Below are 14,937 nucleotides of genomic sequence, written 5' to 3'. Positions count from 1 at the left end.
CGTGAGCCGGGGCAGGGCCCGGACGGCGGCGCGGACAGCCGGGCTGCCGGGGTCGCGCGCCGCACCGTCCATCATTCCCTACCGTTTCACTAGGATTCCCTTAGAGGAGTGTGTGGCCGTGGGGACTCCGCGTCAAGAGCGCTTCCACTCCTCGGCCAGCAGCTCGTAGGAGCGGACCCGGTCGGTGTGGTCGTGGGTGATGGTCGTGATGAGCAGTTCGTCGGCGCCGGTGGCTTCCTGGAGCTGGGCGAGGCGGCGGGCCACGGTGGTCGGTGAGCCGACGAACTGGGTGTCGAGCCGGTCCTGCACGAGCGCCCGGTCGGCCTCGCTCCATTCGTACTTGCGGGCTTCCTCCGGCGTCGGGAAGTCGATGGCTCCCTCGGCGTTGCGGATGCTGCGCACCCACGGGGCGTAGCCGGTGGCGAGTTCGCGGGCGGTGGCGTCGTCCTCGGCGACGACGACGTCCGCTGAGACGCTGACGTACGGCTTGTCGAGGGTGTCGGAGGGCCGGAAGAAGGACCGGTAGCCCTCCACCGCTTCCAGGACCGTGGCGGGGCTGACGTGGTAGTTCGCGGCGAACGGCAGTCCGCGCGCGCCCGCCGCTTCGGCGCTCTCGCCGCCGCTGCTGCCGAGGATCCATACGTCGACGTCGGCACCCTCTCCCGGTACGACGTGTGCCTCGACGCCGTCGGGCGATATGTAGGCGCCGGCGAACAGGGCGAGGATGTCGTCGATCTGCTCGGCGTAGTCCTGCGCCTGTGCGCCCGGCTGCTGGAGCAGTTTGCGTTGCAGCGCGACGCGGGGCGAGCCGAGGAGGTGCTCGAAGGAGAAGCGGGGCGGGATGACGAGGCCGTTGGGGGCGGCGCCCTCGACGACGGGGGTCGCGGTCGGCTTGGGCGCCGTCGTCTGCGTGGGCGGGCGGCCGCCGGACCGGCCGAGGCCGAGGTCGATGCGGCCAGGGTGCAGGGCGTCGAGGAGGCCGAACTCCTCCACCGTGGACAGCGCGGTGCGGTGGCCGAGCTGTACGGCGCCGGAGCCGAGCCGGATGGTGTCGGTGGCGGAGGCGGTCAGGGCGAGGACGACGGCGGGCGAGGTGCCTGCGACACCCGGGTTGAGGTGGTGCTCGGCGAACCAGTACCGGGCGTAGCCGAACCGCTCGGCGTGCTGGGCGAGGTCGATGGAGTTGCGCAGGGCGTCGGCGGCGGTGGCGCCGGACGGGACCGGGACCAGGTCGAGGACGGCGAGGGGGATGTCAGACACGGGAGAACTCCTCGGTGGTCGCGGGGGCGTCGTCGGGGTGGGCGAGGCCGAGGTGGTCGCGCAGGGTCGTGCCCTTGTACTCCGTGCGGAACACGCCCTGTTCCTGGAGGAGCGGGACCACCTTGTCGGCGAACTCGTCGAGGCCGCCCGGGGTGATGTGCGGGACGAGGATGAAGCCGTCGGCGGCGTCGGCCTGGACGTACTCGTTGATGGTCTTGGCGATGGTGGCCGGGGAGCCGACGAAGTTCTGCCGGTTGCCGGTGTGGATGACGAGGTCGCGGATGGACCACTTGTTGGCGGCGGCGAGTTCGCGCCACTCGCGGGCGGTGGCGAGGGGGTCGCGGTACATGCGGACCTGGGCGCGGCCCTCGGCGATGTGGGTGTCGCCGATGTCGGGGTCGATGTCGGGCAGCGGCCCATCCGGGTCGTACGCGGACAGGTCGCGGTTCCAGACGAATTCCAGGTGCTTGAGGGCGGTGGCCCCGCTGACCTGGTGGCGGCGCACCTCGCGGGCGAGTTCCTCGGCCTCCGCGTCGGTGTCGGCGAGCGCGAAGGTGGCGGCGGGCAGGATGAGCAACTGGTCTGCATCACGGCGGTACTTGGCGAGGCGGGACTTCACGTCCGCGTAGAAGTCGCGGCCCGCCTCCAGGGTGCCGTGCCGGCTGAAGATGGCGTCGGCCTCGGCGGCGGCGAACTCGCGGCCCTCGTCGGAGTCGCCGGCCTGGAAGACGACGGGGCGGCCCTGCGGGGAGCGCGGGACGTTGAACCGGCCGTGGATGTCGAAGTGTGCCCCGGTGTGCGCGAAGGAACCGGCCTTGGCGTCCCGCAGGAAGGTGCCGGTGTCCTGGTCGGCGAGGATCTCGTCGCCGTGCCAGGAGTCGAAGAGTTCGTTCGCGGTGGCGAGGAACTCCCGGGCGCGCGAGTAGCGTTCGCGCTGCGGGAGGAAGCCGCCGCGCCGGAAGTTCTCGCCGGTGAAGGCGTCCCAGGAGGTGACGACGTTCCAGGCGGAGCGGCCGCCGGAGAGGTGGTCGAGGCTCGCGAACTGGCGGGCCACCTCGTAGGGCTCGTTGAACGTGGAGTTGATGGTGCCGGTGAGCCCGATGCGTTCGGTGACGGCGGCGAGCGCGGCGAGGACGGTGAAGGTGTCGGGGCGGCCGACGACGTCCAAGTCGTAGATCTCGCCGCCCTGTTCGCGCAGTCGCAGCCCCTCGGCGAGGAACAGGAAGTCGAACTTGGCGCGTTCGGCGGTGCGCGCGAAGTGGGCGAAGGAGCTGAACTCGATGTGGCTGCCGACCCGCGGGTCACTCCACACGGTGGTGTTGTTGACGCCGGGGAAATGCGCGGCCAGGTGGATCTGCTTCAGTGGCTTGGTCATGGGAGTTCCCTCCGGCTCACGCGGCGGCGTAGCGGTTGGCGGGGCGGTCGAGGCCGAGGAGTCCGCGCAGGGTGTCGGCCTCGTACGCGCGGCGGAAGAGGCCGCGGCGCTGGAGTTCGGGGACGAGGCCCCGGGTGATGGCCGGGAGGTCGTGTCCCACGACGGCGGGCCGCAGCCGGAAGCCGGTGAGCCCGGCGGTCTGCAACTCCTGTAGCAGATCCGCCAGTTGGGCGGGCGTGCCCACGAAGACCGGAGCGTCACTCTCGTACGGCGCTCCGTCGAGGGCGTCGAGCCGGTCCCGGCGGGCCGTCGCGTCGGCGGGGTCCTCGTCGAGGAACACCACGAGGTCGCCGAAGACGTGCAAGGGTTCGTCAGCCCGTCCGGCCGTGGCCTGTTCGGCGCGGATCCGGTCCACGATGGCGCGGGCCTGCTCGGCGTCGTGCGGGGTGACGTATCCGACGTCGGTGGCACGGCCCACCAGGCGGTACGGGACGGTGTCATGGGCGAGGGCGGTGACGAGCGGCTGGCCCTGTGGCGGGCGGGGTGTGATGGAGGGGCCGCGGACGCTGAAGCGGCTGCCCTGGAAGTCGATGTAGTGCAGCTTGTCGCGGTCGATGAAGCGGCCCGTCGCGGCGTCCCGGATCTCCGCGCCGTCCTCCCAGCTGTCCCAGAGCCGCCGCACGACCTCCATGTGGTCGGCGGCCTCGTCGAAGAGTTCGGTCACCAACTCGGCCGCGTCCGGGCTGTCGTAGGCGTCGATGGGGTCGATGGTGCGGCGGCCGAAGTGGGCGGCCTCGTTCGGGCGGGCGGTGACCTGGACGCGGACTCCGGCGCGGCCCTCGCTGACGTAGTCGAGGGTGGCGATGGCCTTGGAGAGGTGGAACGGCTCGGTGTGTGTCACCACGGCCGTGGGGACCAGGCCGATGTGCCGGGTCAGCGGGGCGACGCGCGAGGCGATGAGTACGGCGTCGAGGCGGCCGCGGACCTGGTCGGTGCGCTCGTCCGGTTCGAGGAAGTGGCTCGACTGCGGGCCGAGCCCGTCCTCGATGGTGACGAAGTCGAGCAGGCCGTGTTCGGCCTCGGCGACGAGTTCGGCCCAGTACGCGGCGGTGAACAGCTCGCGCGGCCGGGACACGGGCTCGCGCCAGGAGGCGGGGTGCCACCCGGTGCCGTCGAGGGCGACCGCGAGGTGCAGGGAGGGAGCAGGCGATGGAGACACGGAGGTGCCTTTCTGGAAGAGCCGGCAGGGACGGTGACGGCCGTGGCTACTTGCCGGTCTTGGGCAGTCCGGGCGGGTTGATCGTCGACTTGGTGACGGCCTCGTCGGACAGGCCCCAGCGCTTGAGGACCTTCGCGTAGCTGCCGTTGTCGATGACGTGGTCGAGCGCGGCGGCGAGCGGCTTCACGAGCCCGCTGTCCTTCTTCGTGGTGGCGGCGATGAGGCCCTGGAGCTTCGCGCCCGCGCCGGAGTACGTGCCGACGACCTCGGTCTTTCCGGTGCTGGCCGCGTGGTAGGCGGCGGTCGGGTTGGGGCCGAGGTAGATGTCGATGCGGCCGGACTGGAGGGCGAGGTAGGTGTCGCTGTCGCTCTGGTAGTACTTGATGTCGACGGGCTTGCGGCCCGCCTTCACGTTCACCTTGCTCCACTCGATGAGCAGCTTCTCCTGGTTGGTTCCGCTGCTCACGGCGACCGTCCTGCCCGCCACGTCCTTGGGCCCGGTGACCTTCAGGCCGCTGCCCTTCTTGGCCTCGAAGCCGAGGTTGTCCTTGCGGTAGGTGGCGAAGTCGTACTTCTCCTTGCGGTCCTCGGTGACCGTGATGTTGCTCAGGCCCACGTCGTACTTGCCGCTGTCGAGGCCGACGAAGATGTTCTCCCAGGAGGCGGTGGTGCGGCGGACCTTGAGGCCGAGGACGTCGGCGACGAGGTGGGCGAGGTCGGGCTCGACGCCGATGACGGTCTTGTTGTCGGTGGCGTGGAAGCCGAGCGGCGCGGCGGAGCTGGAGGAGCCGATGACCTCGAGGGTTCCTCTCTTGCGGATTCGCTCGGGCACCTCGTCGGCTATCGAGTCGACCTTGCCGGTGGTGACACGGTGCTGCTCGGGGCTGAGGTTGATCTTCGCCTTGGCGCCCGAGCCGTCCGCGACCTCGGTGGTGCCGCCGTCGGTGGGGTTGCTGCAGGCGGTGAGGAGGAGGGCGGTGGCGAGCGAGAGCGCGGCCGCGGCGGTCGTCCGGCGGCGGGCGAGGGTGGTGGACACGGTGGTTCTCCTTGCGTACGAAGCGGGGTGGGGACGGCCGGTCACAGGACCTTGGAGAGGAAGGCGCGGGTGCGTTCCTGCTGCGGGGCGTCGAGGACGGCCGCGGGTGTGCCCTGCTCCACGACGACACCGCCGTCCATGAACACCACGGTGTCGGCGACCTCGCGGGCGAAGCCGATCTCGTGGGTGACGACGATCATCGTGGTGCCGGTGCTGGCCAGGTCCTTGATGACATCGAGGACCTCGCCAACGAGTTCCGGGTCGAGCGCCGATGTGGGCTCGTCGAAGAGCAGCACCTTGGGTTCGAGGGCGAGCGCGCGGGCGATGGCGACGCGCTGCTGCTGGCCGCCGGAGAGCTGGCGCGGGTAGGCGTCGGCCCGGTCGCCGAGGCCGACGCGTTCGAGCAGTTTCCGGGCGGTGGCCTCGGCGTCCTTGCGTGGGCGGCCGAGGGCGGAGACGGGGGCCTCGATCAGGTTGTCGAGGACGGTGAGGTGCGGGAAGAGGTTGAAGTCCTGGAAGACGAACCCGATGTGGGTGCGCTGCTTCAGGACGTCCTTCTCCCGCAGCTCGTGCAGCTTGTTGCCGGAGCGGCGGTAGCCGATGAGTTCGCCGTCGATGCTGATCCAGCCGCTGTTCACCTTCTCCAGGTGGTTGATGGTGCGCAGCAGCGTGGACTTCCCCGAGCCGGACGGGCCGAGGATCACGGTGACCTCTCCGGCGTGCACGCGCAGGTCGACGCCGCGCAGCACCTCCAGCGGGCCGAAACTCTTGTGGACGTCCTGGATGTCCACCATCGGCTTGCTCAGCTTGCTCATCGTCGGGCTCCCAGGGCTCGGAGTGTCTTGGGGGCGGCGGAGCCCCGGGCGTAGCGGCGTTCCACGTAGTGCTGGGCGATGGACAGGAGCGAGGTCAGGACCACGTACCAGGCGGTGGCGACGAGGAGCAGCGGGATGACCCGGCCGTTGCGGCCGTAGATGACCTGGGCCTGGTAGAAGAGCTCGCCGATGGACATCACGTAGACCACCGATGTGCCCTTGAGCAGGCCGATGATCTCGTTGCCCGCGGTGGGCAGGATGGCTCGCATGGCCTGCGGCAGCACGATCCGGCGGACCTGCCGGAGTCGCGGGATGCCGAGCGCGGCGGCGGCCTCAAGCTGGCCGCGGTCGACGGAGATGACACCCCCGCGGACGATCTCCGCGGCGTACGCGGCCTGGTGCAGGGTGAGGCCGATGACGGCGGCCCCGATGGTGCCGATGAGGCTGTTGCTGTCGACGGACCAGAACACCGGGCCGAAGGGGATGCCGAGGCCCAACTCCTTGTAGAGCGCGCTGAGATTGAACCAGAAGACGAGCTGGACGATCATCGGGATGGACCGGAAGATCCAGATGTACGTCCAGGCCACAGTTTGTAGCACCGGGCTCTGCGAGAGCCGCATGAAGGCCAGCACGGTACCGAGCAGGAACCCCAACACCGTGGCGTAGGCCGTGAGTTGGAGCGTCACCCAGACGGCCTGCACGATCGTCTCGGACAGGACGTAGTCGCGGAAGACGTTCCATTCCCAGACGGGGTTGGTCAGCAGGCCGTGCGCGAACTGGGCGACCAGGACGAGCACGGCGGCGGCCGCGACCCAGCGGGCGTAGTGGCGGATCGGGACCACTTTGAGCGATGCCGGGTTGTCCGGGGCGGTGGACGCGGCGCCAGTGAGGTGTTTCTCGAACGGCAGCGGGCCGATGGACTCGGGGTCGGCCTCGGTGTCGAAGAGCGGGGTGTAGCCGGTGGTCAGGTACAGGCCGCGGGCCTCGGGCTGGCGCGGGCCCGTGGTCAGGTAGACGCGTCGGTAGCCGCGCTCGCCCGCCTCGCGTTCCAACTCGTCGACGACGCGGCGGGCGAGCCCGCGCCGACGATGGGCAGAGTGGGTCCAGATCCGCTTCAGTTCGGCGGTGTCGGCGTCGTAGCGGCGGAAGGCGCCGCCCGCGACGGGTTCGCCGTTCTCGAGGACGAGGAGCAACAGCCCACCGTGGGCAGGGGTGAACTCCTCGTCGGGGTAGCGGGCGATCTCGGCGTGGGCGTCCTTGCCGTAGCGGGTCGAGTACTCGTCGCCGAGCTCGCGCAGCAGGGGTTCGACCCGCGGGTCGGAGACGGGTACGTGAACGACCGTCAAGTCCTCTGACGGCGCCGGTGGTTGGGCGAGGGAGGTCATGCGCCCACCGCCGCGGGTGCCCCGGCCCCGTGGGCCGCGCGCTCGGCGTCGCGCTTGGCGACCTCCTCGCGCACGATCGGGATCACGTACCGGCCGAAGTCGACGGCGTCGTCCAGGAGGTCGTAGCCGCGCGCGGAGAGAATGTCGACGCCGAGGTCGTAATAGTCGAGCAGGGCCTGGGCGACGGTCTCCGGGGTGCCGACGAGGGCGTTGGAGTTGCCCGCACCGCCGGTCGCGGCGGCGGTCGGGGTCCACAGGGCACGGTCGTAGCGCTCGCCGGCCTCGGCGATGGCGATGAGGCGCTGTGAGCCGACGTTCTGAGGAGACGCAGCTTGGGGCTCGGACTGCCCGTGGTGGCGCTTGCCGATGCGCTCGCCCCGCTCCTTGCGGGCCTTGATGGCGCCGACCGTGCGGTGGGCCTTCTCCCAGGCCAGTTCCTCGGTCGGCGCGATGATCGGGCGGAAGGCGACCTGGATGCGCGGGACGTCGGTGCGGCCCGCGGCCTTCGCGGCGGCCTTCACGGTCTCGATCTGCTCGGCGGTCTTCGCCAGCGGCTCGCCCCACAGGCAGTAGATGTCGGCCTCCGCACCCCCGGCGGCGTACGCGGCGGGCGAGGAGCCTCCGAACGAGACACCCGGGCGGGGCTGCTGGACGGGGAAGACATCGCTGACGAAGTCGTGGAAACGGTAGTGCTCGCCCTCGTGGTCGAAGGGCTCGTGGGTCGTCCAGATCTTCTTGACGAGCCGGATGTACTCGCGGGTGCGGCTGTAGCGCTCGTCCTTGGTGAGGGTGTCGCCCTCGCGGCCCTGTTCGTGGTCGTTGCCGCCGGTGATGAAGTGGACGGTGAGCCGGCCCCCGCTGATCTGGTCGAGGGTGGCGAAGGTCTTGGCGGCGAAGGTGGGGTACGAGACGTTCGGCCGGTGCGCGAGGAGGATCTGGAGGCGGTCGAGGTGGCTCGCGATGTAGGCGGCGGCCGGTGCCGGGTCGGGCGATCCGGAGCCGTAGGCGAACAGCACCCGGTCCCAGTCGTGGTCCTCATGGGCGCGGGCGAGCCGGAGTGTGTACTCCTTGTCGAAGGCGGCGCCGGAACGGGCGGTGGTCTCGGAGCCATCGTTGGTTGCGGCGATGCCGAGGAATTCCACGGGCATGGGGTGGGCCTTTCGGAGGCGGCGAAATCCGCCTGCGGGCACGCCGGAACGGCCGTGCGCGCAGGCGGAGATGACGACGCGTCACAGGGACGTGTCGCTAGGAATGCGACGCCGCGGGGCGTCGTGGAAGGGGGCGCGGCGGCAGCGCGCGCGAGGTGTCAGAACCCGGCCCGCGAAGGGGGCACCGAGGGAGTCACCGAGAAAGAGATGGGCCGGTCAGAGGGCCCGCTGCCGCTTCAGGCGCAACACGCCGCGGACCACACCCGACCGAAGTCGATGTGGTCGCGCGAGACCAAGTGCTGGGCAGTCATGGACCAATTGAGCCGTCCGCGGGGCCGTTTCGTCAAGCCGCGCTCGTATGCCGGACGGCACTCAAGTGCCTTTCGGGGGGCGTGTGTTGCGGCAGTGTGTCGGGCGCGTGTACGCCGCCCCGCTGGGGCGGGGCGGCGTCGGTCTACCGCGCGGGGTTCTGCGCCGCCCGGGCGGGGCGGCGTCCGGCTACCGCTGGGTCCTGCGCCGCTCGACACCGGCGAGGAGGCGGCTCCGCTGCTCCTCGTCCGTCGCCGCTGCCGCCGCGGCCAGGGCGAGCGCCGCCGCCGCGTCGATGACGGCGCGGTCCGCGCCGGGGGTGGTGCCGTGCGCCGCGAACTCGACGGTGTGCTGGCTCGCGCCCGCGGTGTCGTAGCCGATGGTGGGGTGGATCGAGGGCAGGAGGCGGGAGACGTTGCCCATGTCGGTGGACGCGGTGGTGTCGCCGTGCCGGGACTGCGGATCGCGGCCGAGGGAGCGGGCGGCGGCCACGTAGGCCTCGGTCAGGAACGGGTCCTGGCGCAGATCCGCGAAGTCCCGGCCGTGCGGGACGAGTTCGAGCTCGGCGCCGGTGGCGAGGGCGCCCGCCTCGAAGCAGGCGCGGACCCGGCGCTGGACCGCCGTGAGCTGTTCGACGGTGGGGGCGCGCACCTCGTAGCGGGCGCAGGCGGTGTCGGGGATGACGTTCGGGGCCCGGCCCCCGTCGGTGACGATGCCGTGGACGAGGGAGCCCGGTGGCAGTTGCTGGCGCAGCACGCCGATCGCGGTCTGGGCGACGGTCAGCGCGTCGAGCGCGTTGACCCCCTCCCACGGCGCGAGGGCCGCGTGGGCCGGGCGGCCCCGGTAGGTGATGTCCCAGGCGCCGATCGCGAGGGAGGAGGCGCCGACGGTGTCCTCCTGGGCGGCGTGCGCCATCAGCGCCGCGGCGACGGAGTCAAAGATGCCCGCGTCGATGAGCAGCACCTTCCCGCCGATGTCCTCCTCGGCGGGCGTGCCGATCAGCCGCACGGTGACACCGAGCCGGTCGGCGACGGCCGCGAGGCCGAGCGCCGCGCCGACCGCCGCCGCGCCGTTCACGTTGTGCCCGCAGGCGTGGCCGATGCCGGGCAGCGCGTCGTACTCGGCGCAGAAGGCCAGTACCAGCTCGCCGCTGCCGTACGTCGCGTCGAGCGCGGTGGGCAGCGAGTCGAGGGGGCGGGTGACCGTGAAACCGGCCGCGCCGAGCAGCTCGGCGATCTTCGCGGCCGAGCGGTGCTCCTGGAGGGCGGTCTCGGGTTCGGCGTGCAGGCTGTGGCTGAGCGCGACGAGCCGCTCGCGCCACGCGTGGACCGCGCGGGTCACCTCGTCGTGCACGGAAACGGAATGCGATGTCGTCGTCATGCGAGGCTCCCCTTCGCTTCGGTGGAGATGGCGGGTTCCGCGGTGGCGGGCTCCGTGGTGTCGGGTGCCGCGGTGTCGGGGGCCGTGCCACCACCCCCGTACAACAGCGCGAGCGCCCCGCCGATGAGCGCGACCGCCGCGCAGGTGCCCCAGCCCCACACGTAACCGGACAGGGCGATGTGGCCGCCTCCGCCGCCGATTTGGTGTGCCGAGAACAGCGCGCCGATCACGGCGGCGCCGATCGCCGCGCCCAGCGACAGCGCGAGTTCGTTGATGCCCACGGCCAGCGCGGTCTGCCGCTCGGGCACGATCTCCGCCGACAGGGTCCGCGTGATCGATTCGAAGACGCCGGTGGCGAGGCCGACGACCAGTGCCGAGGCGACGTACTGCGGGAGCGTGGCGTGGAAGAGGATCATGCCGAGGAAGCCGAGCCCGATGAGGGCTCCGCCGGTGGCCAGGACGGCGCGGTCGCCGATCCGGCGGGCGAGGCGCGGTGTGGCCGTGGAGCCGACGAAGCCCAGGACGACCATGGCCAGGGACACCGTCGCGATGGCCTGCGGGCCGAGGCCCATGCCGTAGCCGACGGCAGCCGGGTCGGCGCCGAGGAACAGGGCGTTGGCGCCGAGGAAGCCGATGCATCCGAAAGCGGCGCAGAAGGTGTTCGCGCTGACCGCCGCGAGCCGCCGGTCGCTCAGCATCCGGACGCTCACCAGCGGGTGGGCCGCGCGGCGCTCGACCGTCACCCAGGCGACGAACACCGCCACCGCGAGGGCGCCCGTGCCCAGGGAGCGGGCCGAGGTCCACCCCCAGGTGCCGCCCTGCGCGAGCACCAGGACCAGGGCCACGAGCCCGACGGTCAGCAGGGCCGCCGCCCCGTAGTGGAACCGGCCGCCGAACTCCCCGTCGCTGTCCGGCAGTACGAGTCCGGCGGCCAGGGCGAGCACGGCCACCGGCACCGCCGCCCACAGCCCGGCCTCGGCGTGCCGCTCGCTGAGGGCGCCGGCCACGAGGCCGCCCACGCCGATCGCGATCAGCAGGGCGCCGACGAGGAGCGACATCCCCGTGCGGCCGCGTTCGGGGGCGCGGGAGCGCAGAATTCCGGCGAGCAGCGGGAAGAAGCCGACCACCGCGCCCTGCAGGACCATGCCCACCGCGAGTGTCACCACCGTCGGCCACAGCGCCATCAGCAGCGAACCGGCCGCGACCATCGTGAGTGCCACCCGCAGCAGCCGGCGGTGGCCGTACAGGTCGCCGAGGCGCGAGAGCAGTGGTGTGAGCACGGCGAACGCGCACTGCGACAGCAGATAGAGGTTGTTCTGGGCCACTCCCCCGATGCCGAGCTGCTGGCCCAGCTCCGGGAGCAGCGGGGTGAGATAGCCCTGGACGACGCCGCTGAACACGACGACCACCGCCATCGCGCCGAGCATGCCGCGGCCGGTACCGACCGCCGATCCACCTGTGCCCACGTCTGCGCCCATCGAGGACGTCCCTTCTGGCAGGAATCGAATGCGGTGGCTACTGTGCGGGCTGCGGTCGTACCGGCCCGCGGAATCGTCGGAAACGAGCAGGGAGGGGCTGCCCCATGCGAGAAACGGTCGCCGTGAGCGAACTGGATCTGGCACTCGTCAACGCCCTCCAGCTGCGTCCCCGCGCCTCCTGGGCCGAACTCGCCCCGCCGCTCGGTGTCACCGCGAGCACCCTCGCCCGCCGCTGGGAGCGGCTGACCGAAGAGGGACTCGCCTGGGTGTACGCGGCGCCTGGGCGGGAGTTCTCGCGCACACGCTGCACGGCGTTCGTCCTGGTGAGGTGCCGGCCTGGCACCCGTGCGCGGATCGCCGAGGAGCTGTGCGAGCGGGCCGAGGCCGTCACCATCGAGCTCACCGGGCCCGGCAGCGCCGACCTGCTCATCGACGTCCTCGCCCCCGACCTGCCCGCCCTCACGCGGTTCGTGACGACACACCTCGAACCGCTGCCCGGCGTCGTCGCCGTCGACTGCCTCTTCGCCACGTCCCTCTACGTGGAGGGCAGTCGCTGGCGGCTCCGTTCGCTGGACCCCGCCCAGCTCAGCGTCCTGGGCCGGGTGGGCGAGCGACCGCCCGAGCCCGCCGCGACCGTCGAGCTCGACACGGTGGACCGGGGGCTGCTCGACGCCCTGGTCGGCGACGGCCGCCTCGGCCTCGCGGCGCTCGCTGAACACACCGGTACCAGCCCCGCCACCGTCCGCCGCCGCCTGCACCGGCTCACCGACTCGGGCGTCCTCACCCTGCGCTGCGACATGGCGGACGCGCTCGCGGGACGGCCGCTCCCGGTCTCACTGCTCGGCCGCGTCCCGGCCCGTGACATCCCCGCCGTCCACCGCGCTCTCGCCGCTCTGCCGGAGTGCCGTCTCGTCGCCGCGGTCACCGGCCCGGCGAACATCTTCGCCACGCTGTGGGTGCGCGACCTCGGCGACGTCCAGCGCCGCGAGACCGCCTTGGGTGCGCGCCTGCCGACCCTGGATTTCACCGACCGCATCGTCGGCCTGCGCACGGTCAAGCGCATGGGGCATCTGCTGGACGAGGACGGCAGGCGCGTCGGGGTGCGTCCGATCCGGCCCTGGTGACACCCGGCGACACCGCCCGGGACCGAGAGGCCGGACGGTCCCCTTACGGCGTCCGCAGCGATTCCAGTGCCTTCTCGATGCGGCGTGCCCGGGTCTCGGGCTTCTTGGCGGCTTCGATGGCGAGGACGTGCTGCCGTTTGCGGCCGTGGGACAGGCGGTCGTAGGCGGCGCGGGCGGCCGGGTCCGCGTCGAGGGCGCGGGCGAAGTCCTCGGGTTCGGTCACCGTGCGCGGCTCGGTGTCGAGTTGGAGGTCGACCTCGACCTCCTCCCCGGTCTCGACGCCCGCGGCCTCCCGGTTCGCCTTGCTCAGGCCGAGCAGACAGCGGCCGCGCATGATGGCGACGCGGCTGCGCCAGGTGTGTCCGTTGACCGTGATGACCACCGGTGGCCGCTTGCCGCCGCCGAGTCCGTCCACGAGCTCCGCGGGCACCTCCAGGCCGTGCATCGGCTCCGGGGGTTCGACGTAGGTCCGGAACTTCATGTGCTGCTCCTGTTCTCGCGAGGGACGTGTCACCAGGGCCGTGTCACAAGGCCGTCCAATCGGGAGCGTAGGGGATCTTGACCACCCGGCAGTGACTGCTTAGCTTCGGTCAGTGATTCGATTCGATCATCTTGCGGCCAACTCCCCCGGCCGCAAACCTTGTTGTAGGGAGACGTCGAATGTGTGAGTCCTGCTGTCCCACGCCCCGTACGCCGCGCATGAGCCGCGCGCAGTTCCTGCAGCTGGCGGGCGCGGGGGCCGCCGCGGTGGCCGTGTCCGGCACGTTCGCCGGGTCGGCGTCCGCCGCTTCCCGGTCGGCGCGGGCGGCGAGCCGGGGTCCCCTGCTCGTCGACAACGTACGTGGCTACACGCTCTCGCGCGGCAAGCTGCGCAGATTCTCCCGGATGCTGCTCACACCCGAGGGGCGGGTCGCCGCGCTCGACGTCGGCGCTGCCCCCAAGGGCATCCGCCGCCTCGACGGCCGCGGCCGTGTGCTGCTGCCCGGACTGCACGACGCGCACGGGCACTTGTGGGGGCTCGGCGCCCTCGCCGTCGAGCTGAACCTCGTCGGGACGCGTTCCCTGAAGGAGGCGATGGACCGGCTCGCCGCGTACGACACCGCGCACCCGGACGACGCGTGGATCCTCGGCCGGGGCTGGAACGAGGTCGTGTGGGGGCTCGGGCGGCTGCCCAACGCGGCCGACCTCGACGCGGTGGTCGACGACCGGCCGGTGTGGCTCGGCCGGGTGGACGGGCACGCGGGCGTCGCCAACACGGCGGCGCTGAAGGCCGTGGGTGTCACCGCGGACACCCCCGACCCCGACGGCGGGCGGATCGTGCGCGACGGCGCCGGCAATCCGACCGGGGTCCTCATCGACGCGGCGCAGTCGCTGGTGGAGGACAAGCTGCCCGAGCCCACGCTCGACGACGTACGCGCGCGTGCGCTCGCCGCGCAGAAGCAGCTCGGCAGCGTCGGCATGACGTCCGTGTCCGAGGCGGGCACGGACGCGAGCGGCGTCGTCGTACTGCGGCAGCTCGCGGACGAGGGCGCGCTGACGGTCCGCGTGAACGCCTTCCTGTCCTACAAGGCGTTCACCGACATCGGCGCGGACGCCCGCACCGACTCCTACGCCGACGACATGGTCCGCATCCGGACCGTCAAGCAGTACATCGACGGCGCGCTCGGGAGCCACGGCGCCGCGCTCCTCGCTCCGTACGCCGACGATCCGGACACCAGTGGGCTGCTCCAGGTGGAGCCGGAGGAGCTGCAGCGCCGCGTCGAGCAAGTGGTGCGCGGCGGCTACCAGTCGGCGGTGCACGCGATCGGCGACCGTGGCAACCGCGTCGTCCTGGACGCGTACGAGCAGACGTTCCGGCGGGTCGGTGACGCCGGGATGCGGCACCGTATCGAGCACGTACAGGTGCTGTCGCCCGAGGACATCCCGCGGCTGCGCAGGCTCGGCATCATCGCCTCGATGCAGCCGGTGCACGCGACCGACGACATGAACATGGCCGAGGACCGGATCGGGACCGAGCGGATCAAGGGCGCGTACGCCTGGCGCACGTTGATCGAGCAGGGCACACATCTGCCGTCCGGCTCGGACTTCCCCGTGTCGTCCGAGAATCCCTTCGACGGTCTGCACGCGGCCGTCACCCGCACCGACCGGGACGGCAAGCCGGCCGGTGGCTGGCACCCGGAGCAGGCCATGACGCCGGTGGAGGCGCTGCGTTCGTTCACGCTGGAGCCCGCCCACGCCGCCCACCAGGAGCATGTCCTGGGCACCCTGGAGCCGGGCAAGTGGGGCGACTTCGTTCTCACGGACACCGACCCGTTCGATCTGCCGTCGGGCCGGGCGGTGTGGCAGACGAAGGTGCTGCAGACGTGGGTCGCGGGCAAGCGGGTCGGCGAGTACGGCGAGCTGTGACG

12 protein-coding genes and 1 pseudogene are annotated in these 14,937 nt (G+C 71.9%); 2 read left to right on the top strand and 11 right to left on the bottom strand.

Annotation, left to right across the window (positions count from 1 at the left end; genetic code table 11):
* Positions 1 to 132 precede the first annotated feature (132 nt).
* The 10 genes and pseudogenes from ACFV9W_RS09215 to ACFV9W_RS09170 all read right to left on the bottom strand — a co-directional run bounded on the left by ACFV9W_RS09215 (position 133) and on the right by ACFV9W_RS09170 (position 11,405).
* Complete coding sequence (locus ACFV9W_RS09215) at positions 133 to 1,260, bottom strand: LLM class flavin-dependent oxidoreductase (protein WP_385757168.1); 1,128 nt, start codon at positions 1,258 to 1,260, stop codon at positions 133 to 135.
* Positions 1,253 to 2,635, bottom strand: coding sequence for an NtaA/DmoA family FMN-dependent monooxygenase (locus tag ACFV9W_RS09210; protein WP_385757166.1), 1,383 nt, complete (start codon positions 2,633 to 2,635; stop codon positions 1,253 to 1,255). The genes ACFV9W_RS09215 and ACFV9W_RS09210 overlap by 8 nt, the downstream gene beginning before the upstream one ends.
* Positions 2,636 to 2,651: 16 nt before the next feature.
* A complete protein-coding gene (locus tag ACFV9W_RS09205) occupies positions 2,652 to 3,854 on the bottom strand; it encodes an LLM class flavin-dependent oxidoreductase (protein ID WP_385757164.1) in 1,203 nt (400 codons plus the stop codon).
* Positions 3,855 to 3,900: 46 nt separating this feature from the next.
* Positions 3,901 to 4,890: an ABC transporter substrate-binding protein gene (locus tag ACFV9W_RS09200; protein WP_385757163.1), complete on the bottom strand. Its 990-nt coding sequence runs from the start codon at positions 4,888 to 4,890 to the stop codon at positions 3,901 to 3,903.
* Between the two features lie 41 nt (positions 4,891 to 4,931).
* Positions 4,932 to 5,705: an amino acid ABC transporter ATP-binding protein gene (locus ACFV9W_RS09195; protein ID WP_385757162.1), complete on the bottom strand. Its 774-nt coding sequence runs from the start codon at positions 5,703 to 5,705 to the stop codon at positions 4,932 to 4,934.
* Positions 5,702 to 6,613, bottom strand: coding sequence for an amino acid ABC transporter permease (locus ACFV9W_RS09190; protein ID WP_385757515.1), 912 nt, complete (start codon positions 6,611 to 6,613; stop codon positions 5,702 to 5,704). Before ACFV9W_RS09190 ends, ACFV9W_RS09195 begins: the two co-directional genes overlap by 4 nt.
* A 57-nt stretch (positions 6,614 to 6,670) precedes the next feature.
* A pseudogene (locus tag ACFV9W_RS09185) lies at positions 6,671 to 7,090 on the bottom strand (GNAT family N-acetyltransferase); the annotation flags it as partial.
* Positions 7,087 to 8,238, bottom strand: coding sequence for an LLM class flavin-dependent oxidoreductase (locus ACFV9W_RS09180; protein ID WP_385757161.1), 1,152 nt, complete (start codon positions 8,236 to 8,238; stop codon positions 7,087 to 7,089). The pseudogene ACFV9W_RS09185 and the gene ACFV9W_RS09180, both read right to left, overlap by 4 nt.
* 498 nt (positions 8,239 to 8,736) lie before the next feature.
* Complete coding sequence (locus tag ACFV9W_RS09175) at positions 8,737 to 9,927, bottom strand: amidohydrolase (RefSeq protein ID WP_385757159.1); 1,191 nt, start codon at positions 9,925 to 9,927, stop codon at positions 8,737 to 8,739.
* Positions 9,924 to 11,405 carry an MFS transporter gene (locus ACFV9W_RS09170; RefSeq protein WP_385757157.1) on the bottom strand — a complete coding sequence of 494 codons (1,482 nt, stop codon included), beginning with the start codon at positions 11,403 to 11,405 and terminating at the stop codon, positions 9,924 to 9,926. Before ACFV9W_RS09170 ends, ACFV9W_RS09175 begins: the two co-directional genes overlap by 4 nt.
* A gap of 104 nt (positions 11,406 to 11,509) precedes the next feature.
* On the opposite strand from ACFV9W_RS09170, the gene ACFV9W_RS09165 reads away from it, so the two are divergent.
* Positions 11,510 to 12,529, top strand: a complete 1,020-nt coding sequence (locus tag ACFV9W_RS09165; RefSeq protein WP_385757155.1) for an Lrp/AsnC family transcriptional regulator — start codon at positions 11,510 to 11,512, stop codon at positions 12,527 to 12,529.
* 43 nt (positions 12,530 to 12,572) lie between these two features.
* On the opposite strand, the gene ACFV9W_RS09160 is transcribed toward ACFV9W_RS09165, so the two are convergent.
* A complete protein-coding gene (locus ACFV9W_RS09160; protein WP_385757153.1) occupies positions 12,573 to 13,010 on the bottom strand; it encodes a YdeI/OmpD-associated family protein in 438 nt (145 codons plus the stop codon).
* Between the two features lie 218 nt (positions 13,011 to 13,228).
* Between ACFV9W_RS09160 and ACFV9W_RS09155 the strand changes: the two genes are divergently transcribed.
* A complete protein-coding gene (locus ACFV9W_RS09155; protein WP_385757151.1) occupies positions 13,229 to 14,935 on the top strand; it encodes an amidohydrolase in 1,707 nt (568 codons plus the stop codon).
* Positions 14,936 to 14,937 lie beyond the last annotated feature (2 nt).

The organism is Streptomyces sp. NPDC059897 (assembly GCF_042730865.1).
Lineage (GTDB): Bacteria > Actinomycetota > Actinomycetes > Streptomycetales > Streptomycetaceae > Streptomyces.
Note: the sequence above shows the minus strand (reverse complement) of the source record. Positions and strands in the feature narration are given on the sequence as shown.